Here is a 20,097-nt window from a genome sequence, read left to right as displayed (position 1 = left end):
TTAGAAGGCATAGGACAGGCTGACTTTGGCGGCACGGCCGGAGATGGAGCGAGCGGCGTGACCGTCACCTTCCACCTCGGTGTAACCGATCTTGTTGAACAAATTATTCACGCTCAGCGACAACGTGGCTTTCTCGGTCAGGTTGTAATTGACGTAGGCATTCACCACCTCATACGCCGGCAACACGATGGTGTGCGCATCGTCGCCCCACGACTTGCCGGTGCCGATCAGGCTGGCGCCAACCGTGGCATTGCCAAAGCTGTAGCTCGGCGCCAGCTGGTAGATGTACTTGGCCTGGCGGCGCGGCGTATTGCCGATGTTCGCCACATCCGCCGCTGCGGTGCCGACAATCTTCGCATCGGTGTAGGTCATGCCGCCGGTGATGCGGAAGCCGCCGTTGCTGTACGCGCCTTCCAGCTCGACGCCCTTGGCGTCGTACTTGTTGGAAGTGCTGCGCTGGGTGGTCGCTTCGTAGTTGCTCTCGTCGGTCTTGGCCTGGAACAGCGTCACAAAGGTGCTGATGCCGCCGCTGCGCCATTTCACACCGCCCTCAATCTGCTTGACGGTGTTGATGTTGATCGGCGCCGTGCCATCCAGCGGCGTGCCAAACAGGATGCGGTCCGCATTGAAGGCCACGCCGTCGCTGACGCGGGCAAACGCCGACAGGTTTTTTGTGAACGCGTAGTTGCCGCCCACCGAGTACGAATTGTGATTCAGCTTGTAGTCGACAAACTGCTCGGTGGCCGGATCGTAGCGCAGCGCGCCGCCGCTCATGGTGGCGATGTTGGCGGTGCCGTTGGCACGCTGGCGATCCTGGCGGATGCTGGCGTCCAGGTTCAGCGCACCGGTTTCATAGCCCAGATTCAGGTAAGGCGAAGTGAGTTTGTACTCCATGTCGACCGCGCGCGAGCAGCAGCCGCCGAAGGCAGGACCGACCAATCCCGGTGTGGCGCTGGCAGTTTGCAGCAGCGCCGGTTTGTCGCCGGTGGCCTGCATCAGGTATTCGTTGAAGTTCCAGGTCAGCGCCAGCTTTTGCGTCGACAGGTACAGGCCTGCGGTGGTGGTCAGCTTGCTGCCGTCGGCCAGCTTGAAGGTCTTGGCCAGCTTGGTGTCGTTCAGCGTATTGCCGGCGTCGTCGATCGAGGTGTTGAACACCACGGCGGAGAAGGCGCGGCCATTGTACGCCTTGCCCTTGTTCGGACCAGTGGCGAAGGTGTAGTTGCCCACCGTGCCGTTATTCGCCGCGAACACGCCGGTAAAGCGGCCGCTGTTGTCGGAGGTGCGGAACTTGTTGTTCAGGTTCCAGCCATCGCCCAGATCGAACGAGCCTTCCAGGCCGACGGAATCGCTCTTCACTTTCAGGCCGTCGTTGACGTTGGTGGACACCGGCGTGTTGTTCTTGCTGAGCACCACATCCCGCACCCAGTACGGCGAATAGAAGCTGACCGTGCGCGGATCGATGCCCGGAATTTCCTGAATCTGTTTGTTCACCACCTGCACCGGCACCGGCAGCGCGGTCGGCGCCTTGTCGTCCAGATGCTTGAACGACAAGCGGATGAAGCCATTGTCCAGATCATGCGTGATATTGCCGCGAATCTGGCCACCGCCCTCGGTGCTCATGCCGGTGTTGCGCACGCCTTCGCCGGTGCGGTAGTTACCGCCGATGAAGAAGCGGGTCTTGTCCGAGATCGGCGCGCCGTAGTCGAAGTCGTAGCGGGTTTCGTCGTAGCCCAGGCCGCGGCTGATGGCGATGTGACCGCCCTTCTCCTCGCCGGTCTTGGTGATGAAGTTGATGATGCCGCCCGGCGCATTGGTCGCCAGCGTGGAGGCCGAACCGCCGCGCACCACTTCCAGGTGGTCCAGCGTGCCGTCGATCTTCACATAGCTGTCCGGCGTGATGAAGTTGAAGTCGCCCGATTGCAGCACCGGCAGGCCGTCTTCCTGAATCTGCACATAGCGCGCGCCGCCGGCCGAAATCGGCACACCACGCACGGTGATGTTGGCGTTGCCCTCGCCGCCCGACGATTCCGAACGCACGCCCGGCACCGAGCGCAGCACCTCGGCCGCGCTCAGCGGCGCGGCGTTCTTGATGGCGTCGCCTTCGAGGGTACTGATCGATACGCTGGTCTTCATCTTGGACGAAGCGCCGCTGGTGCCGGTGACGACCACGCGCTCCATGTTCAAGCCGTCGGACGGCGGGGCTTCCTGCGCGGCGGCGCCGCTCATGTGCAGGACAGCGGTTGCGACAGCGGCAGCGATGCCGCCCAGTTTAAGGGTGCGATGTTGCATGGTCGTCTCCAGTATTGTCGTTGTTGCTGCTTTATTGAGCAGGTGAACGCATTATGCAATCGATTGCATTAAATTGCAAAAGACTTTTTGTTATGGCTTTTAAAGCCGCATGCAATCGGTTGCACAAATCACACAGTGCTGTGGCGGATAATCAACCGGGTAGGCAGTTGCAGCGAGGGCGCGGGACGGCCCTCGGTCAGTTCCAGCAGGGAGGCGACCAGCGCCCGGCCAGCCTCCTGAATGGGTTGCTGCACAGTGGTCAGCGGCGGGTGGAAATAGCTGGACAACTGGATGTCATCGTAGCCGACCACCGCCACCCGGTCCGGCACATCGAGCCCGCGCTGACGCAGCGCGTTGATGGCCTCCATGGCCATCAGGTCGCTGCCGGCGAAGATGGCGTCGAACGCCACGCCGGCGGTCAGCAGCTGCTCGACCGCCAGACGGCCGCCGTCCGGCACGAACGAGGCCGGGATCAGCAGCCCGGCGTCCGCCGCCATGCCGGCCTTGCGCAAGGCGTTGCACAAGCCGTCATAGCGCTGGCCGATTTCCGGCAGGTTGATGTCGCCGAAGAAAGCGATGCGCTTGCGGCCCTGCGCCAGCAGATGCGCGCCGGCCAGCTCGCCGCCGGCCACGTTGTCGCCGCCGACGGTGCAATACAGCTGCTGCGGCAGCTGCGCGCCCCACACCACGATCGGCACATGGCGCGCCGCCAGCTGGTTCAGCTGATCGTGATGGCGCCATTGGCCGATCAGCACGATGCCGATCACGCGGCCGGTATCGAAGGGCGCGGCGGCGGCATCCAGCTCGCTGGCGTCCACGCGCGAGACCAGCATGTCGAAGCCCTGTTCGGTCAGCGCGTCGGCCAGGCTGCCCAGCATGGACAGGAAAAAGGGATCGGACAAGTGCTGGCGCGTGTCCGGGTCGTACGGCACCACCACGCCCACGGTGCGGTTCTGCTTCATGCGCAGGTTTTGCGCGCCGATGTTGATGTTGTACTTGAGCGAGCGCGCCAGCTCCATGACGCGGGTGCGCGTCTCTTCGCTGATGAGCTTGCTGCCGGCCAGCGCCCGCGACACGGTGGAAGTCGACACACCCGCCAGCCGCGCAATGTCGGCCATTTGCAGGCGCCGGCTCTCCGCCTCGGGCGGCGTGGACTTGGGCATGGGCTTAGGCAGGAACCGTGTCCTTGAACGACTGGCGTTCGGACAGCTTGTCGTACAGCTTGGCCAGGTTGGGGTAATCGTCGCGCCAGGCGATGTCCGGGAAGCGGAACGACAGCCAACCCAGCGTGCAGCCGACCGCCACGTCGGCCAGCGAGTAGTGGATGCCGGCGCAGTAAGGCTGCTCGCCCAGCCGCTCCGACAGCGCCTTCAGGCCGAGGTCGACCTTGCGCATCTGGCGCGCCATCCAGTCCTCGCTTTGCAGCTCCTTGGGACGCATGGTGCGCTCCAGGCGCACGCTCACGGCGGCGTCCAGCATGCCGTCGGCCAGCGCTTCCCAGCACTTGACGTCGGCGCGGTCGCGGCCGTTCGGCGGCAGCAGCTTGCAGACCGGCGTCAGGGTGTCCAGATATTCGACCATGACGCGCGAATCGATCATCACCGTGCCGTCTTCCATGACCAGGCTGGGCACCTTGCCAAGCGGATTGAGCTGGCTGATGGCGGTGTCCGCCGCCCAGACATTTTCCAATTCAAACTGGTAATCGAGCTTTTTTTCCGCCAAAACCACGCGCACTTTGCGCACATAAGGGCTGGCGAGGGAACCGATAAGTTTCATAGACGCTTAGAGAGGAAGATCAGGCCCCAGTATAACATCGGCGGCTCCGGGCCCGGCCAATGGTAAAATCACGGTCTGCTCTTTCAACTTCCGTTCTTTCCATCATGACCACTACTCCTTACTCCACGCTGTCGGCCCTGTCGCCGCTGGACGGCCGCTACGCCGGTAAAACCGATCTGCTGCGCCCTATCCTGTCCGAATCCGGCTTCATGCACCACCGCGTCAAAGTAGAAATCTCCTGGCTGCAAGCGCTGTCGCTGGCCGGTTTTGACGAGATCAAGCCGTTCTCGGCCGAAGCCAACGCCCTGCTGGGCAAGCTGGCCGCCGACTTCACCGAAAAAGACGCGGCGCGCATCAAGGAAATCGAAGCCGTGACCAACCACGACGTCAAGGCGGTGGAATACTGGTTGAAAGAACAAGTCAAGGATGTGCCGGAACTGGTGGCGGCGTCGGAGTTCATCCACTTCGCCTGCACCTCGGAAGACATCAACAACACCTCGCACGGCATGATGCTGAAAGCGGCGCGCGACAACGTCATGTTGCCGTCGCTGCGCAAAGTAATCATCAAGTTGACTGAAATCGCCCACGCCAACGCCGAACTGCCGATGCTGTCGCGCACCCACGGCCAGACCGCCAGCCCGACCACCCTGGGCAAGGAAATGGCCAACGTCGTGGCCCGCCTGCAACGCGCCATCAAACGCATCGAGCAAGTTGAAATCCTGGGCAAGATGAACGGCGCGGTGGGCAACTACAACGCCCACCTGTCGGCCTACCCATCGTTCGACTGGCCGGCGTTCTCGAAGAACGTGATCGAGCAGCGCCTGGGCCTGGTGTTCAACCCGTACACCATCCAGATCGAGCCGCACGACTACATGGCCGAGCTGTTCGACGCCTTCGCGCGCGCCAACACCATCCTGCTGGACCTGAACCGCGACATCTGGAGCTACGTCTCGCTGGGCTACTTCAAGCAGAAGCTGAAAGCCGGCGAAATCGGTTCCTCGACCATGCCGCACAAGGTCAACCCGATCGACTTCGAAAACTCCGAAGGCAACCTGGGCCTGGCCAACGCCGTGCTGAAACACCTGTCGGAAAAACTGCCGGTGTCGCGCCTGCAACGCGACCTGACCGATTCGACCGTGTTGCGCAATATCGGCGTCGGCCTCGGCTACGCCCTGCTGGCCTACGACAGCTGCCTGCGCGGCCTGAACAAGCTGGAAGTGAACCCGCAGCGCCTGGAAGCCGACCTGGACGCCAACTGGGAAGTGCTGGCCGAGCCGGTGCAGACCGTGATGCGCCGCTACGGCATCGCCAACCCGTACGAACAGCTGAAAGAGCTGACCCGCGGCAAAGGCATCTCGAAAGCCGCGCTGCAAGAGTTCATCAACGGCCTGGCCGTGCCGCAGGAAGCCAAGGACCTGATGCTGGCCATGACGCCGTCGAACTACACCGGCATCGCCGCGGCTCTGGCCAAAGCCATCTGATGTAGAAAAGCAATCTACCGTACACTAGCCCTGCCGGCCTGAACGCGCTCAAGATCGCGCTCAGTGCAGCAGGGCTTTTTCATGCAAATTAGCCCTGGCAAGCAGGCTTCAGCAATCTTTGGTATATTTAGTTCTAGTACGTACTATTCTTTCGGAGCCGCTCATGCCACGCTATACCAAAATCGCCATGTTGCTGCATTGGCTAGTCGCCTTGCTCATCATTGCCACCTTCTTCCTCGGCCTGTCCATGGTCGCGATTCCGGGCTTTTCGCCCACCAAGCTGAAATACTTCTCCTGGCACAAATGGATGGGCGTCACGGTGCTGTTCCTGGCCGTGCTCCGCGTCCTGTGGCGCAAGGCCAACCGCCCGCCGCCACCGCTGGCCTCCATCCCGGCCTGGCAGCACAAGATCGCCGAGGGCATGCACATCCTGCTGTACCTGCTGATCTTCGCCGTGCCGATCTCCGGCTACCTGTACTCGTACGCCGCCGGCGTGCCGGTGGTGTACCTGGGCCTGTGGCAGATGCCGGCCGTGATCGCGCCAGATCCTGAACTTAAGGCAACTTTAAAAACTGTACATTATGTTCTGACCATGACGATGGCCGCAGCGGTAGTCGCTCACGCCCTGGCCGCACTCAAGCATCACTTTATCGACCGCGACGTCACGCTGAAACGCATGCTGCCGCTGTAACCCTCATCCACTGGAGCCCTGTAACATGAACGCCATGAAAAAAATCGCCCTCGTTTCCCTGCTGGGTGTGGCCTTTGCCGCCAGCGCCGCCGCCCTGAAAGCCGATCCGGCCAAAAGCAGCGTGACCGCCACCTTCAAGCAAATGAACGTGCCGGTGGACGCCAAGTTCAAGAAATTCACCGCCGCCATCGACTACGATGCCGCCAAGCCGGACGCCGCCAAAGCCACGGTGGAAGTGGAAACCGGCAGCATGGATCTGGGCGACGCCGAGTACAACAAGGAAGTGGCCAAGAAAGAATGGTTCAACGCCGCGCAATTCCCGAAAGCCAGCTTCGTCTCGTCCTCGATCAAGCCGGCCGGCGCCGGCAAGCTGACTGTGACCGGCAAGCTGACCATCAAGGGCAAGACCACCGACGTCACCTTCCCGCTGACCGTCAAGGCCGACGGCAAGAACCAGGTATTTGACGGCGCGGTGCCGATCAAGCGCCTGGCCTACAACATCGGCGAAGGCGAATGGAAAGACACCAGCATGGTGGCTGACGACGTCACCATCAAATTCCACGTAGTAGCAGCGCAATAAACCACTCAGGGAGACTTACCACATGAAATTGCAGATTCTGATCGCCACGCTGCTGGCCGCCTCGGCCACTTCCGCCATCGCCGCCACCTACAACATCGACCCGACGCACACCTACCCAAGCTTCGAAGCCGACCACATGGGCCTGTCGGTATGGCGCGGCAAATTCGACAAGACCAGCGGCACGGTGAATCTGGATACTGCGGCCAAGACCGGCGCGCTGGACGTGAAGATCGATGCCTCCTCGATCGATTTCGGCTTCGACAAAATGAACTCGCACGCCAAGGGCGCGGACATGTTCAATGTGGAGAAATTCCCGACCATCACCTACACCAGCAAATCCTTCAAATTTGAAGGCGACAAACTGGTGGCGGTGGACGGCGAGCTGACCCTGCTGGGTGTGACCAAGCCGGTGGCGCTGAAAGTGAACAAGTTCAAGTGCATCATGCACCCGCGCCTGAAGCGTGAAGTGTGCGGCGCCGACGCCAGCGCCGAATTCAAGCGCAGCGACTTCGGCCTGAACTACGGCCTGCCGAACTTCTCGCCGGAAGTGAAACTGGCGATCCAGATCGAAGCCATCAAGGCCGACTAAAAATCCGGGGTCAGTTCTTGCAATCCAACACGGGCTCAGCCATTTAGTGGCTGAGCCCGTGTTGGATTGCAAGAACTGACCCCGGGTTTATTTTCCTGAAAATTCCAGTTGACGCGCACGTAAGGTCTGACGATACTTTGTTCGCCACAATTTATCAGGAAGACAAATGAAAAAATCCCTTCTCGTGCTCGCCATCCTGAGCACCGCCGCCCATGCCGACGAAGGCATGTGGATGCCGCAGCAGCTGCCACAAGTAGCCAGGCAACTCAAGGCCGCCGGCCTGAAACTCGATCCCGCCAACCTGACCAAGCTGACCGAATTCCCGATGGGCGCCATCGTCAGCCTGGGCGGCTGCTCGGCCTCGTTCGTGTCGCCGCAAGGCCTGGTCGCCACCAACCACCACTGCGTGTACGGCAGCGTGGCGCACAACTCGACCCCGGAGCGCAATCTGCTGGCCAACGGCTTCCTCGCCCATCACTTGGGCGAGGAATTGCCGGCCGCGCCGGGCACCCGCGTCTACGTGACCAAGGCGGTGACCGATGTCAGCAAGCAGATCATCACCCCGGCCGTGGCCAAGCTGAGCGGCAAGCAGCGCAGCGACGCCATCGAGAAGAATCAGAAAGCCCTGCAAACCGAGTGCGAAAAAGATGCCGGCCACCGCTGCACGGTGTCGTCCTACTACGGCGGCCTGGAGTTCTACCTGATCAAGCAACTGGAAATCCGCGACGTGCGCCTGGTGCACGCGCCGCCCGAAGGCGTGGGCAAGTTCGGCGGCGATACCGATAACTGGATGTGGCCGCGCCACACCGGCGACTATGGCTTCTACCGCGCCTACGTCAGCAAGGATGGCAAGGCGGCCGACTACAGCAAGGACAACGTGCCTTACCTGCCGCGGCACTACCTGAAGCTGGCCAGGGAAGGCGTGAAGGAAGGCGACTTCGTCATGGTGCTGGGCTATCCGGGTCGCACCAACCGCCACCGCCTGCCGTCGGAAGTGGCGTTCACCTTCGACTGGAGCTATCCGGCGTTTGTGAAGTCCTCGGCCGAGAACCTGGCCATCATTGCCGACACCACCAAGGACAACAAGGACACCGCGCTGAAATACGCCTCGCAGGTGGCCAACATCAACAACTACTACAAGAACCGCCAGGGCATGCTGGACTCCTACGCCGGCAGCGACATGCTCAAGCGTAAAACCGCCGAGCACGAGGCGCTGAAGCAGTGGATCAACGCCGACGCCAAGCGCAAGGCCGAGTACGCCGGCGATATCGAGGCGGTGGAAAAACTGATCGCCCAGCGCGATGCCGAAGTCAAGCGCGATTACTACTTCACCTCGTCCAAGCCGCGCCTGCTGAACACCGCGCGTACGCTGTACCGCCTGTCGGTGGAAAACACCAAGCCGGACGCCGAGCGCAAGTCGGGCTTCCAGCAACGCGACGTGCCGCGCATCAAATCGGCGGTGGATGCGCTGGTGCGCAACTACGACGAGAAGGTCGACAAGGCGCTGGTGCTGAACAGCCTGACCAAGTATGCGGCCCAGCCGGCAGCGCAGCGCAACGCCGCGTTTGACGCCGTGGCTGGCATCAAGGACGGCATGAGCAAAGCCGATCTGCAAGCCGCGCTGAACCAGCTGTACGCCGGCAGCAAGCTGGGCGATGCCGAGCAGCGCAAGGCCTGGCTGGAGCGCAAGCCGGAAGAGTTCAAGGCCAGCGACGACAGCTTCATCAAGGCTGCCGTGGCGCTGTACGAGCCGGATCTGAAAGACGAAGCCGAAGAGGAAGAACTGGGCGGCAAGCTGCAACAAGCTTATGCCAACTACATGAAGGCCAAGATCGCCTACATGCACAGCAAGGGCCAGGCCGTTTACCCTGACGCCAACAGCACCCTGCGCGTGACCTTCGGCAAGATCGCCGGCCGCGATCCAGGTTCGGACGGCAGCATCTGGAAGGCCTTCACCACGGTGCAGGGCGTGGCCGCCAAGGCCACCGGCCAAGGCGAGTTCAACGCCCCGGCCGCGCAGTTGAAAGCCATCAAGGACAAGGACTTCGGCAAGTATGTCGATCCGGTGCTGAAATCGGTGCCGGTGGCTTACCTGGCGACGCTGGACATCACCGGCGGCAACTCCGGCTCGGCCGCGCTGAACAGCAAGGGCGAATGGATCGGCCTGGCGTTTGACGGCACGCTCGATTCCATCATCTCCGACTGGGACTTCAACAAGGCCATGACGCGCGACATCCAGGTCGACCTGCGCTACATCCTGTGGAACATGAAGCACGTCGACCACGCCGACAATCTGCTGCAAGAAATGAACGCCGAGTAAGCGCCTCCCTCTTCATCCAGAAGCCACGCCGCAGAAATGCCGCGTGGCTTTTTCTTTGCAAAAAACACGGAGAGGCCAATGGTATAAAGACCGAATCTAGCTTCGCTCAACAAGATCGATAAGGCGCAAATAACGCGGATCTGACCGCTTTGCTTGCGGGCTTACCACTTTCGACCAACGACATCCTTCAGTGCAGCATTGTCCAGCATCGCATCGGCCAACAGCCGCTTGAGCTTGGCGTTTTCTGATTCAAGTTCTTTCAGCCGCTGCGCCTCTGACACAGTCATGCCGCCGAACTTTGCTTTCCAGTTGTAGAACGTAGCCTCGGCAATGCCATATTTCCGGCTTAGGTCCGACACCTTGGTGCCGGCTTCGGCCTCCTTGAGTACCGCAATGATCTGCTCTTCCGTGAATCGCTTTTTCATGCCTGCCCCCCAGTTGGCAGACTCTAGCTTAGCACCGTACTAATTTAGGGTAGCAGGTCACACACCCCTTAGCCGCCGGGCGATACCTCAACCGAGGATAAGCGGAACCTTTTAGTCTTGCTGCCTTTAGCGAGCCACTTCCGAGACAATATTGATTGCGGAATCAATGATATTTTAAATTTCACTAGGTGATTGCTCTAAATTCCTGTAGAGTCGCCCTTCCATTTCGGTACTCTGTCACCGTCCTGTCTCCTTCCTGATTAGGCCAACCCGCCACTCCTGTTTGATGCTCGACCACTGGCTCTACTTGAGAATTGGGTTCGTTCGTCTATAGCAAGGAGCAGCATGATTACGCATACAGGAACTATTCATTGGTTCAGTCGATTGAAAGGCATTGGCCAAATCAGGCCAGATGCGGGAGGGTATGATGTCATGGCAGATATCGGGGATTTCGTCGAGACGCAACCCCCAGGCGCGCTGGCAGATAAGCTCGTTGCTTATCAGTTGGACACATCGGCGCTCGGCGGGCGCGCGACCCAGATTCATGTAGTGCGGCGGATCTGATTAATGGCGAAAGAAGACCTTATTGAAATGCAGGGCGTGGTTCAGGAAATCCTGCCGGATAGCCGATACCGCGTCGAGCTGGATAACGGCCATCGCCTGATTGCCTATTCTGCGGGCCGCATGAAAAAGCATTTCATCCGCATTCTTGCTGGTGACCGCGTAACCTTGGAGCTGTCCGCTTATGATTTGGACAAGGGCCGGATTACTTTCCGCCATATCGACGCACCGAAGGCCAGCGGAGCACGCCGGCCTATCCGACGCAGCCGCTAAACCTCGCGATACAGCATTCTGCTAGTGCAGGCACCGCTTACGCTCGTACATGGCCCGGTCGGCTTGTTGGATACAGTCGTTCAGTGTCACGTTTGCCTCAGGGCCGCAAGACACCATCCCCACGCTGAGAGAAAGCTGATAAGGACGCTGCCGCAAGTGATTGAACGCGTCCAGTGTCTGTTGCAGACGCGAGAGCAGCGCATGCGGCTCGGCCTCGTCCACAGCGTAGGCAACGAATTCGTCACCACCCATGCGTGCAAGCACGTCAGTTTCACGTAATGACACGCGGAGCATGGAGGCAGCGTCGCGGATCATTTGATCACCCGTCATGTGGCCGAGCGTGTCGTTGACCTGCTTGAGTCCATCGATGTCGGCATAGACCACCGCACTCCCGCGAAATTGGCGCCGGGCTAGCTGAAATAGGGGTTCCGCTTTCATAAAAAAACCGCGCCTATTATTCAAACCAGTGAGTACATCGGTCAGGGATAAGGACAGCATGTCGTGTGCAGCCAGATCGAGCCGCGCTAGCGCATCGGCATGTTCCTGCGCCTTCTCAATGAGCTGGTTGCATTGTGAAGTGACCGTTTGTTCAAGAGAGCTGCGAATCTGGATGCGTCCCAAGGTTGCTGCGATTAATTCAAGCAAAGTCTCAAGAGTAGCTACCTGCTGTTGCTCGATCTCTAAGGCAGAGACCGGGGGACAAGCGGCCATAAGAACAGCTTTGGGATGCGATTGAGGCACCGCGACCATCAAGTTACCTGTTGGGTTCGGTACACTGGTGCCGCTTGCCATGCGTGCGTGGACTGTGGGATACCAAGCGTGTAATGTGGGGGCTGACATAGCCGTTCCATCGTCCCCGAAAGCAATGCAGAGCGGCGTATCCCCACCGATTAGTAGTAGCGCTTCCTTTGCTGCCAGCAGTTCAATAATTGAACGCCCGGCCAGACGCAACACAGCGCTCGCTTCATCGATCTGCAACAATTCCCTGGCCATCGTGAGCAGGCCCTGTAACTGCTCGCTCTTGCTCAGTGGTTCTGGCGGAGGGGGCACTCGTTTCTCCTTGGTTTCAATATCACGTCTTGCCTGGTGTGATAGCTTCCGAAAGTGATTGCTCTGCACTTTCACGCCTTCGCAGCGCCGGCTCCGCAAGTACCCGCGCGATCACTAAGGCAGGCACCTGCTTATACTCCATGTACCGGCGCGCCAGATTGGCGTTGCGAACAGCCAGAATATTGAGTCCACGGGCAACTGCATTGGCGGTCACCACATCAGCGCGTCGTTGTCGCTCAATCATGGGACGTCAGCTGGGCTGCCTGTTCGATTGAGGTCTTTGCTGATACTTGGTGCGCATAAGACAGCGCATGCTCGAGGTGATCATAGCGGAACTCCCTGAACCGATAGCTCCCGTTCACATAGCTGATGCCAAAGGTCGCCATGATCTCTGCCTCTTCAGCGGTGGGTTCAGTCCATTGCTCCCAGGTCAGTGGCAATGGCAATGGCTGGAAGTCGGGACGGCGCTGGTCTACCGTGGCGTAAGCAATCGCATCCGCCAATATGTCGTAGCGATAATGTTGATAATGGAACCTGCGGCCATCAAACCAAATGCATAGGTCCGGGTCGGCAAGCGGTGGTTCACCGCTAAATTGCGCATTGCCCATAAGGACCTCTTGACTGAGTAATAAACGTAAGCAGGTAACTTATGACCTGTGACTGTGGGCTGTTATGAGGAACCATCCCCGCATTCCAGACTATACCCCTTCCGGCTAACGCGGAATTTCTTTTTTTGCGCAACGCGTGCGACAAGTCTAGTTTGTACTTGAAACGCAAGACAGTAACTGCCAACTCAGAGGTCGACTCTGGGCCGATTGCAGTTGAGAACTACAGAACATCATCGCCACCAAATCTAGCGTAGGATGATCATCTGGGCTTGCCATTCACTGTATATCGCCTGGGTAGGTCCTCTCTATTGGAACCCCAATGATCAGAACAAAAATTCTAGGAACTTTCAAGGGGTGGACCGGTAGCACAGTTGTGAAGCTAGCGAACGGTCAAGTTTGGCAACAGATAGACGCCTCTTACCACAACCGTTACGTTCACTCGCCAGACGTCGCGATACAAGCCTACAACTTCGGGTACCAAATGATTGTCGCAGGTGTCGCGACGCCAGTTCAAGTAAAACGACTTAGGTAACAGTTCCAATATCGGTCAGTTGACCGTCTGCTTGTGGCCGTCAGTCGCCGGTGAGTTTAGCTCATCTGACGGCTTCGCGGATAATCAGGCTGGAACGCGATACCAGATCGAACCACGGCAAACATCAAGTGCACCAGTTTGCGCATGACCGCCCCAATCACTGCCTTCTTTGGCAAGCCGTTAGCATGAAGACGCTCTGCAAAGTTCTTGAGCACAGGGTTGTGGCGACTGGCGACGACTGCCGGCATATAGAGTGCGCTTCGAGTTGCTCGGTTCCCCGTTCGACACATCGACGTACGACCGCGAATAGATGTACCTGAGGTGCGCTGGCGTGGGCTCACGCTTGATTTGAACCTTCAGCCATTCCACATGCTGCCTGAGATGTTCTACCAATTCAGGATTCGCGGCGACGGTACAAGCCTCTTCTCGGTTTTCCTCTTGTAGGCGCATGTCCTTCAATGCCTTTAAACGATCACACCAAGCCCTTAATCGTCGCTGCTCTGGTGTTGGCGCTTTCCAGGGCTGCGGATGCATCTTCGCGCAATACCTGGCGATTAAGGCTGCATCGATTCCGTCATTCTTGTTGCGCACCAGCTCGCTCTGTCCATATCCTTTGATGCGAGCAGGATTAACAAGGCTCACCGTCAGACCTAGCGCCTGCAAACCGAGCGCAACAGGCTCGCTATACACTCCCGTTGACTCCATGCAGACCAGGCAGGTGTCCAGCTCGACGTTTTGCCTGGTCAGCCAGGCCGTCAGTTCCTGGTAGCCGGCAGATGAATTTGCCACCGACTTGCTGCGTACTTTTCCTTCGATGATCAGCGCAACATCCAGCTTATGTTTGCCGACATCTATCCCAATGGCAGTAGCTTCCTTGTCCATGGCTTTCCCTCCTCGTATGCAGGCTTGCGCGAGCTGCGGCAGCCTCAGATCAAGTCTGAGCTGCTATCTTTATTTTCTTACCTACTATTGACGCAGCCGCACTTGCCCCTGGCGATCCCTTACTACGATTGGATGAAACAAATCCAATTGCAAGCAATCGTCAACAGGGGCATACTCCAATGCACGCAGTCTTTTGGGAGCTACCTTCATTTGCCCGACACCGTGAGCGCTACCTCAACGATGATGAGTACCGGGTATTACACATCGAGATGATGAGCAATCCCACTGCCGGCACCGTCATTCCCGGTAGCGGCGGTTTGCGTAAGCTTAAACTCCCGCAATAGGAGACGCTAATAATGAAGAAGCGAAATCTCTTCAATGAACTGATGGAAGGGTTCGCGGCGATAGAGGCGGCGCGTAGGGGCGAGATGCAAATCAAGAAGATTCGTGTCGAGCTCAATCCCCCCAGCGCTGTTCAAGCAAAAGTTCTGCCGAATCCCCCACGCAAGAAGAATCGGGTACATTAGCAATTCCCTCAACCAGCCCGAAGGAGATGTCATGCCCGCGAAGAAAATCGCTGTTGTGATCGGCAGCTTGCGCAAGGATTCGCTCAACCGGAAATTCGCTCACGAAGTCATTGCGCTGGCGCCGCCATCGCTGGAGTTTGAAATCGTCGAGATCGGCGAGCTGGCGATGTATAACCAGGATCTGGAAGAGAACGGCGCGGTGGCGCCGCAGGCGTGGACGCATTTCCGCCAGCGCATCAAGGAGGTGGACGGCGTGCTGTTCTTTACGCCCGAGTACAACCGCTCGGTGCCCGCCGCGCTCAAGAACGCCATCGACGTCGGTTCGCGCCCTTACGGCAGCAGCGTGTGGAGCGGCAAGCCAACCGCCATCGTCAGCGTATCGCCCGGCGCCACCGGCGGCTTTGGCGCCAACCACCACTTGCGCCAGTCGATGGTGTTCCTCGACATGCCGCTGCTGCAACAGCCGGAAGCCTATATCGGCGGCGCCGCCAATCTGCTCGGCCCGGACGGCAAGATCAACAACGACAGCACCAAACAGTTCCTGAAAAAATTCATCGATACCTACGCGCAGTGGGTAGAGACCAACGGCAAGAAGTGATCAGCGTTTGATCGCCGTGAAGGCATAGCCGGCCGTGGTGAGCGTGGCCGGCTCGCCGGCTGCCGGTGCACCGCGATTCAGCGCCAGCAGGCGCGGCACCTCGCGCGAAGGCAGCAAGGCCAGATCCGCACCGGGCAGGCGCTGTGCCAGCGTGGCCGCCGGCACCTCTTCGCAACTAAGGTAGACGCGATAGGACGAGCGACTGTTCCCCACCTCCAGCATGAAGCCGGCCACGCCTTGCGTGCCGGGCGCCCCCGCCATCGCCGTCACCCGCAGGCGGGTGTTTTGCTTGCGCAGATCGAGTGTATTCCAGACCTGCATGGGATACAGGCGCGGCCCTTCCGCAGCAGCAGCGGCGGCATGCGCATGTGCGGCACGCGCCTGTCGTGCGGAGATTGCCGGCGCCTCCACTCCCGCCGCCTCCGTCACGATCACCGGCATGCCGGCGCGCAGCCCCCGTAGCGGCGCCGGCCCGTCGTAATGGCCGGCGGCAGCCGGCAGCACCAGCAACACATCGGCCGACGGCCAGTCGCGCACCGCCTCCGCGCTGTACGCCTCGCTATCCGCGTCCACCGCCAGCATGCTCAGGCCCTGGAAGCGTATCAGCGCCATGCCCTTGCCCGCCAGCTGCACGCGCCCTTGCGCCATGCCCACCGTGCCGCCGCCCTGGCCGCGCAGCTCGATCACATAACGCGGCCCGATCTGCGCCACGCCCCAGCGGCACACCAGCGCCAGCAACACCACCACAATGATCGCCCGCATGCTGTTCTCCCGGCAGATGAATGTCATCGCCAGTAAAACATCCGCCGTCCAAACTTACCTTGAAGCAACGCAACGCTCGGGCTGCGGGCGCTCAAAAAACGGGCACGATGATACAATCTCGCCCTCGACAGCGGGCTTATCCAGTCCGCCTTCCCCCAATACACTCTCTGAGATCCAGACGACCATGCACCCAGACATGCCGACGCCTTACGAAAAAGGCAATCAAAACCAGACCACCACGTGGAGCGAATGCATCGCCTTTTACCAAGAACTGGCGCAGCGCTTCCCGCAAGTGCTGCGATTTGAACAGATCGGCGTGTCCGACGGCGGCATCCCGGTGCATGCCGGCGTGGTCAGCGCCGACGGCGTGCACGACCGCAGCCAGATCAAGGCCGAAGGCCGCACCGTCTTCTTCAACAACAACGGCATCCACCCCGGCGAGCCGGAAGGCGTGGATGCCTGCATGGCCATCGTGCGCGACCTGTGCTTCGATCCGGCCAAACTGGCGGCGCTGGGCAAGACCGTGCTGCTGTTCGTCCCGCTGTACAACGTCGACGGCGCCCTGAACCGCGCCAACACCTCGCGCGTGAACCAGGACGGTCCGGAGCAATTCGGCTTCCGCGGCAACAGCCGCCACCTCGACCTGAACCGCGACTTCGTCAAGTGCGACACGCTCAATGCCCGCATCTTCAACCAGCTGCTGACCAGCTGGGACCCGGACGTGATGGTCGATACTCACACCTCCAACGGCGCCGACTATCCGTACACCATGACCCTGATCCATACGCAGGCGGACAAGCTGGGCTACGGCCTCGGTCCCTTCCTGCGCGAGACCATGCTGCCGCACATCTATCAGGCGATGGAAGCCAAGGGCTGGCCGACCTGCCCGTACGTCAATCCGGTCAAAGACACGCCGGACGACGGCATCGCCGAATTCCTGGAAGTGCCGCGCTTCTCGACCGGTTTCGCCGCCCTGCACCACGTGATCGGCTTCATGCCGGAGACGCACATGCTCAAGCCTTTCAAGGACCGCTACGACTCGATGCGCGCCTTGCTGGATGTGACCATGGCCTTCACCGTCTCGCACGGCGAACAAATCAGGCAGCTGCGCACCGAAGCGCGCGAGCAGGCCGCCAATGCCAGCGAGTGGACCGTGGCATGGAAGATGGACGAAAACAATCCGTCGACCTTCCGCTTCAAGGGCTATGAGGCCAAGCGCAGCCCGTCGCTGCTGGGCGACTACCAGCGCCTGTCCTACGACCGCAGCAAGCCGTGGGAAAAGGACATCGCCTACTACAACAGCTTCGTGCCCGCCGCCACCGTGCGCGCACCGAAAGGCTACATCGTGCCGCAAGCCTGGCGCGAAGCCATCGAGCGCCTGCAATGGAACGGGGTCGACATGGCCCGCTTCGACGAGACATCGACGGTGGAAGCGCAGTACTACCACATCGTCTCCGTCACCTCGCGCCCGACCGCCTACGAAGGCCATATGTACCACGACGAGGTGCGGCTGGAGGCGCGCACCGGCCGCTTCACCGTGCAGCCGGGCGACTACTTCGTCCCGCTCAAGCAGGCCAACGCCCGCTATGCCGTCGAAACGCTCGAACCGCAAGGCCACGACTCCTTCTTCCGCTGGGGCTTCTTCAACAGCGTACTGGAGAAAAAAGAAAACTACTCCGACTACGTGTTCGAAGACCTGGCGCTGGAAATGCTGCAAACCGAGCCTGAACTGAAAGCCAGTTTCGAAGCATGGAAGGCCGCCAATCCGGCGCTGCTGTCGAATCAGGATGCGGTGCTGGGCTTCATCTTCGCCAACGGCAAGCGCCACGCAGAACCTGAATGGCGCCGCTACCCGGTGCTGTCGGTCTTCTAAAAATCTAAAAACTGCGTTACACATCATGCGCACCGCGGCGATCCCGCGCTGCGCATGCAAGCTGCCCACAAGGCCATAGCCATGCACTACGCACTCAACCTGCGCACCTTCTTCTATAGCCATTACTTTTATCTTGGCTTGCGTTTCGCCGCCGGGCTGGTAGGCGTCACGCTGATCACCCTGCAATTTGCCGACATGGCGATCGCCATGACGGTGTGCATCGGCGCGCTCTGCACGGCGCTGATGGACATGCCCAGCCCTCTGCGCCACAAGTTCAACGAAATGAGCGCTTCGGTGCTGCTGTGCGGCGCCGTCACCCTGCTCATCAGCCTGTGCGCGCCGTATCACTGGCTGCTCATGACCATGCTGGTGGTGATCAGCTTTGGCGCCTGCATGATGGTGGTCTACGGCCGCAAGTCCATGCCGCTGCAACTGGCCACGCTGTTCATCATGACCATGTCGATGGAACATTCGATGACGGCGCGCGAGTCCTTCATCCATACCGGCTTGTTCACGCTGGGCGCGGTGGCCTATCTGGCTTACGCCATGGGCATCTCATGGATACTGCGCCACCGCATCAAGCAGCAGGTGCTGGCCGAGGCGTTGTTTGAGCTGGCGGCCTATATCGATATCAAGGCCGACTTCTACGACACGCGCTACAACCTCACCGAACAATTCAATAAGCTGATCCGCCATCAAAGCCTGCTGGCCGACCGCCAGCAGGCCTCGCGCGATCTGATCCTGCGCGCGCACAACAACACCAAGGACGCCATCGTGGTGCAGGTCCACGTCTGCATGCTGGACCTGTATGAGCTGATCCTGTCCACCCATACCGACTATGCGCAGCTACGCGTGCACCTGGTGGATTCGCCGGTGCTGAAAACCCTGCACGACCTGGCCTACAAGGCGGCGCGCGATATCGAATCGGTGGCGTATGACGTCACCCGCAAGAAGGCCTCCTACGCCGAGATCAGCTACGAGCCGGAGCTGGACGCCATCGAAGCCGAACTGGGAGCCATTCAGCAGCGCATCAGCGAAGGCAAGCCGCAGCAGGAAGCCTTGGCCGTGCTGCGCGCGCAGCGCAACAAGGTCCGCGCCATCATCAAGATGATCGGCGAACTGCATCAGGCCAGCCAGAAGGTCTACGACACCACACCTTTCTGGGCCGACGCCGACATGGGGCCTTTCCTGTCGCAGCAGAAGTACGAATTCCGCATGATCCTTTCGCACCTGCGCTGGGACTCGCCCATCTTCCGCTTCTCGCTGCGGGTGGCGATGGCAATATCGGCCGGCCTGCTGATCGGCGCGTGGCTGCCATATTCCGCGCACAGCTACTGGATCGTGCTGACCATCGTGATCATCCTCAAGCCGTCGTTCAGCATGACCAAGCAGCGGCGGCGCGACCGCATTGTCGGCACGGTGATCGGCTGCGTCATCACGGCGCTGATACTCAAGTTCCTCAGCTACCCGGCCTTCATCCTCGGCGCACTGGTGCTGTCCACCGTGGCCATGCCGACCTTCGTCTACCTGCGCTACCGCTACGCGGCGGTGGCGGTCAGCGTGATGATCCTGCTGCAAATGTATCTGCTCGCGCCGGGCAATGAGAACCTGATCATGGAACGGCTGGTGGACACCGTCGTCGGCGCGGTGGTGGCGACCGCGTTCAGCTTCGTGCTGGCGAACTGGGAGTATCAAAGCCTGCCACGCCTGGTGCGCGGCGTGCTGGATGTGAACCTGCGCTACATGCAGGTCAGCTTCGATCTGCTGCAAGGCAAAGGCAAGGACGATTTCGCCTATCGCATCGAGCGCAAGCGCCTGATGGATTCATTGGCGGGCCTGAGTTCCGCGCTGGCGCGCATGCTCGACGAGCCTTCCAGCAAGCAGCGCGCGGTGGAGGACATCAATCTGTTCATGGTGCAGAACTACCTGCTGATGGCGCACGTGGCGGCCCTGCGCGCCATCCTGCGCCGTCACACGAAGGAACTGCCGGCCGGGCAGCTGAACGCCATGCTGGCCGAGAGCCACGAACAGGTGGTGGAAATCCTCACACACGCATTGGCCCCGCATAACGCGGCGGCACGCGAAGCGGCCGGACAGGCCGGCGAGCATGCGCTGATGTCGGCATCGACACTGTCCGCGCAGGATGCCGCCGCCGCTGCCGCTGCGCTGGTGCCGTGGTCCGGCTGGCCGCTGGTTCAGCGCCGCATCCGCCTGCTGCAAGCCGACGCCGTGAAAATCATCGTCCACAGCGAAGCAATCCTGCGCGATGTGACGTAACAT

General features: G+C 60.3%; 20 protein-coding genes and 1 pseudogene. 11 read left to right on the top strand and 10 right to left on the bottom strand.

Going from position 1 to position 20,097, the window contains the following annotated elements:
* The 3 genes from GM676_RS14785 to GM676_RS14775 form a co-directional block, all read right to left on the bottom strand.
* The gene (locus GM676_RS14785; protein WP_155464414.1) at positions 1–2,289 is read right to left on the bottom strand and encodes a TonB-dependent receptor; all 2,289 of its coding nucleotides are present in this window, start codon (positions 2,287–2,289) and stop codon (positions 1–3) included.
* Between the two features lie 128 nt (positions 2,290–2,417).
* On the bottom strand, positions 2,418–3,452 hold the full coding sequence (locus tag GM676_RS14780; RefSeq protein ID WP_155464413.1) for a LacI family DNA-binding transcriptional regulator: 1,035 nt from the start codon (positions 3,450–3,452) through the stop codon (positions 2,418–2,420).
* 4 nt (positions 3,453–3,456) lie between these two features.
* Positions 3,457–4,065 carry a glutathione S-transferase N-terminal domain-containing protein gene (locus tag GM676_RS14775; protein WP_155464412.1) on the bottom strand — a complete coding sequence of 203 codons (609 nt, stop codon included), beginning with the start codon at positions 4,063–4,065 and terminating at the stop codon, positions 3,457–3,459.
* Between the two features lie 104 nt (positions 4,066–4,169).
* Here GM676_RS14775 and purB point away from each other — a divergent pair, with 104 nt between their 5' ends.
* The 5 genes from purB (at position 4,170) to GM676_RS14750 (ending at position 9,726) form a co-directional block, all read left to right on the top strand.
* Positions 4,170–5,546, top strand: coding sequence for an adenylosuccinate lyase (gene purB, locus GM676_RS14770; protein WP_155464411.1), 1,377 nt, complete (start codon positions 4,170–4,172; stop codon positions 5,544–5,546).
* 163 nt (positions 5,547–5,709) lie between these two features.
* Positions 5,710–6,237: a cytochrome b gene (locus GM676_RS14765; protein ID WP_155464410.1), complete on the top strand. Its 528-nt coding sequence runs from the start codon at positions 5,710–5,712 to the stop codon at positions 6,235–6,237.
* Positions 6,238–6,262: 25 nt separating this feature from the next.
* Complete coding sequence (locus GM676_RS14760) at positions 6,263–6,817, top strand: YceI family protein (RefSeq protein WP_155464409.1); 555 nt, start codon at positions 6,263–6,265, stop codon at positions 6,815–6,817.
* Positions 6,818–6,839: 22 nt separating this feature from the next.
* A complete protein-coding gene (locus GM676_RS14755; RefSeq protein WP_155464408.1) occupies positions 6,840–7,406 on the top strand; it encodes a YceI family protein in 567 nt (188 codons plus the stop codon).
* Positions 7,407–7,572: 166 nt separating this feature from the next.
* Positions 7,573–9,726, top strand: coding sequence for a S46 family peptidase (locus tag GM676_RS14750; protein ID WP_155464407.1), 2,154 nt, complete (start codon positions 7,573–7,575; stop codon positions 9,724–9,726).
* 144 nt (positions 9,727–9,870) lie between these two features.
* Here the strand turns inward: GM676_RS14750 and GM676_RS14745 are convergent.
* Positions 9,871–10,151, bottom strand: a pseudogene (locus GM676_RS14745) (transposase); the annotation flags it as partial.
* Positions 10,152–10,496: 345 nt separating this feature from the next.
* On the opposite strand from GM676_RS14745, the gene GM676_RS14740 reads away from it, so the two are divergent.
* Positions 10,497–10,715: a S1 domain-containing protein gene (locus tag GM676_RS14740; RefSeq protein ID WP_155464406.1), complete on the top strand. Its 219-nt coding sequence runs from the start codon at positions 10,497–10,499 to the stop codon at positions 10,713–10,715.
* A 3-nt stretch (positions 10,716–10,718) separates the two neighbouring features.
* Complete coding sequence (gene infA, locus GM676_RS14735; protein ID WP_155464405.1) at positions 10,719–10,985, top strand: translation initiation factor IF-1; 267 nt, start codon at positions 10,719–10,721, stop codon at positions 10,983–10,985.
* A gap of 21 nt (positions 10,986–11,006) precedes the next feature.
* On the opposite strand, the gene GM676_RS14730 is transcribed toward infA, so the two are convergent.
* The 5 genes from GM676_RS14730 to GM676_RS14715 all read right to left on the bottom strand — a co-directional run bounded on the left by GM676_RS14730 (position 11,007) and on the right by GM676_RS14715 (position 14,057).
* Positions 11,007–12,035, bottom strand: a complete 1,029-nt coding sequence (locus GM676_RS14730; protein WP_371866241.1) for a GGDEF domain-containing protein — start codon at positions 12,033–12,035, stop codon at positions 11,007–11,009.
* A gap of 22 nt (positions 12,036–12,057) precedes the next feature.
* Positions 12,058–12,279 (bottom strand): hypothetical protein, encoded by a 222-nt coding sequence (locus GM676_RS14725; RefSeq protein WP_155464404.1) that lies wholly within the window; start codon positions 12,277–12,279, stop codon positions 12,058–12,060.
* On the bottom strand, positions 12,272–12,643 hold the full coding sequence (locus tag GM676_RS14720) for a hypothetical protein (protein ID WP_155464403.1): 372 nt from the start codon (positions 12,641–12,643) through the stop codon (positions 12,272–12,274). The genes GM676_RS14725 and GM676_RS14720 overlap by 8 nt, the downstream gene beginning before the upstream one ends.
* 588 nt (positions 12,644–13,231) lie before the next feature.
* Entirely contained in the window at positions 13,232–13,465 is a 234-nt protein-coding gene (locus GM676_RS32220; RefSeq protein ID WP_229262696.1) for a transposase, read from the bottom strand.
* Entirely contained in the window at positions 13,356–14,057 is a 702-nt protein-coding gene (locus tag GM676_RS14715; protein ID WP_229262695.1) for an IS110 family transposase, read from the bottom strand. The genes GM676_RS32220 and GM676_RS14715 overlap by 110 nt, the downstream gene beginning before the upstream one ends.
* Before the next feature lie 356 nt (positions 14,058–14,413).
* Here GM676_RS14715 and GM676_RS14710 point away from each other — a divergent pair, with 356 nt between their 5' ends.
* Both GM676_RS14710 and GM676_RS14705 read left to right on the top strand, forming a co-directional pair.
* Entirely contained in the window at positions 14,414–14,584 is a 171-nt protein-coding gene (locus tag GM676_RS14710; RefSeq protein ID WP_155464402.1) for a hypothetical protein, read from the top strand.
* Between the two features lie 31 nt (positions 14,585–14,615).
* Positions 14,616–15,182, top strand: coding sequence for an NADPH-dependent FMN reductase (locus tag GM676_RS14705; RefSeq protein ID WP_155464401.1), 567 nt, complete (start codon positions 14,616–14,618; stop codon positions 15,180–15,182).
* On the opposite strand, the gene GM676_RS14700 is transcribed toward GM676_RS14705, so the two are convergent.
* On the bottom strand, positions 15,183–15,944 hold the full coding sequence (locus GM676_RS14700) for a hypothetical protein (RefSeq protein ID WP_155464400.1): 762 nt from the start codon (positions 15,942–15,944) through the stop codon (positions 15,183–15,185). It lies immediately after the preceding gene.
* 184 nt (positions 15,945–16,128) lie between these two features.
* Here GM676_RS14700 and GM676_RS14695 point away from each other — a divergent pair, with 184 nt between their 5' ends.
* Together GM676_RS14695 and GM676_RS14690 are read left to right on the top strand one after the other, a co-directional pair.
* Entirely contained in the window at positions 16,129–17,817 is a 1,689-nt protein-coding gene (locus GM676_RS14695; protein WP_155464399.1) for a M14 family zinc carboxypeptidase, read from the top strand.
* 81 nt (positions 17,818–17,898) lie between these two features.
* Positions 17,899–20,094, top strand: a complete 2,196-nt coding sequence (locus GM676_RS14690; protein WP_155464398.1) for an FUSC family protein — start codon at positions 17,899–17,901, stop codon at positions 20,092–20,094.
* Positions 20,095–20,097 lie beyond the last annotated feature (3 nt).

The sequence above is a fragment of the Duganella radicis genome (assembly GCF_009720825.1).
GTDB classification, from domain to species: Bacteria; Pseudomonadota; Gammaproteobacteria; order Burkholderiales; family Burkholderiaceae_D; genus Rugamonas; species Rugamonas radicis.
The sequence above is the reverse complement of the archived record's forward strand: the minus strand, read 5'-3'. Positions and strand labels throughout refer to the sequence as shown.